1 protein-coding gene and 1 pseudogene are annotated in these 1,308 nt (G+C 53.7%); one reads left to right on the top strand and one right to left on the bottom strand.

Going from position 1 to position 1,308, the window contains the following annotated elements; translation table 11 throughout:
* Positions 1 to 812: LysR family substrate-binding domain-containing protein (locus FTV25_RS15940; RefSeq protein ID WP_159139002.1), on the top strand; the 812-nt coding region annotated here is incomplete at its 5' end.
* Between the two features lie 197 nt (positions 813 to 1,009).
* Here the strand turns inward: FTV25_RS15940 and FTV25_RS15935 are convergent.
* Positions 1,010 to 1,237, bottom strand: a pseudogene (locus tag FTV25_RS15935) (IS4 family transposase); the annotation flags it as partial.
* Positions 1,238 to 1,308 lie beyond the last annotated feature (71 nt).

The raw sequence follows: 1,308 nt of genomic DNA, 5'->3' as shown, positions 1-1,308 counted from the left end.
AGGATAACCTTGGTGTCCTGCTATTTGAGCGCCATGCGCGGGGCGTTCGGCTAACAGACGCAGGCAGGCACTTCATGGAGCGTGTCACGGCGGGTGTCGATCAACTCGATCACGCAGTGAAGACCGCAGGCATGACAGCTCAAGGAGAATACGGCCGGCTTCGCATCGGCATCCATGCCTTAATCCCACGCAGCTTTCTCACGGAGCTGATCCGTCATTATCGGGAAGAACATACGGGCATTGAGGTTGAGATCACCGAAGGCACAGCCCGCGATGCGGTGATGCAGCTTCGTGCTGACCAGCTCGACGTGGTGTTCGTCGCGGGCAAGCCCGAGATGCCCGACTGCCATACCCGACCGATCTGGACCGAACCGCTGGTGGCCGTGCTATCGGATGGGCATCGCCTCGCCGGGCAGTCCGCAATCACTTGGTCCGATCTGGTCGGCGAGACTTTCATTGTTCGCTATGGTGGCACCGGCCCGCAGGTCCATGACCATATCGTGCTGCGCCTTGCCGGGCGTTGGCCCGCACCGTCGATCCGGCGCTTTGATGTGGGGCGCGACACGCTGCTATCTATGGTCGGACAAGGCTTCGGCATCACTATCGTCGGCGAGGCAACGTCATTGTTGCCGACGACCGGCATCGTCTTCCTGCCCTTCCTCGATGAACCGGAGCCGGTTGCCTTTACAGCCGTCTGGTCGCCGTTCAATCGCAACTCCGCACTGAAAAATCTACTCAACCTCGCAGGCAAAATGAAGCGTGACGGCGATTCGCCCAATCGTTTCCTGGATGGCACTCGACCGGCACGATAACGGCACAGGCGATCCATCCTATTTGCCGCCGATAGTATCCGGCAGCCCTCCGGCATCCTCTTTCCTGTTGCCCGTCCCGATTTTGCCTACTCTCTGATCGGCTCCGTCTCTTTTGCCGACTGGAGCCTGCATTGCGCGGAGGCCGAATCCTTTGGGGTCAGATCGCCGTAGTCATCACCATCGTTCTGGTGATGACACTGAGAAATTTGACGATAATCAAAATACTGACCTGCAAAGAAGCGCTGCATACGTCGATAAAATGATTGTGGTAAACACTTGATGGGCAAGGCTTTAGATGCAGAAGAAAGATTACATGTTTGCTTTAAAATAATCACAAGCATGATGAGCGCAAAGCACTTTAAATGTGACTTGTTCCATTTTAGAGATTTGTTTAAGATAAGATATAACTCATTGAGATGTGTCATAGTATTCGTCGTTAGAAAACAATTATTGTGACATTATTTCAATGAGTTATCTATTTTTGTCGTGTACAGAG

Origin of the sequence: Acinetobacter sp. YH12249 (assembly GCF_013417475.1) — a bacterium.
In the GTDB taxonomy this organism is placed as follows: Bacteria; Pseudomonadota; Gammaproteobacteria; order Pseudomonadales; family Moraxellaceae; genus Acinetobacter.
This window is presented reverse-complemented; position numbering and strand designations above follow the sequence as displayed.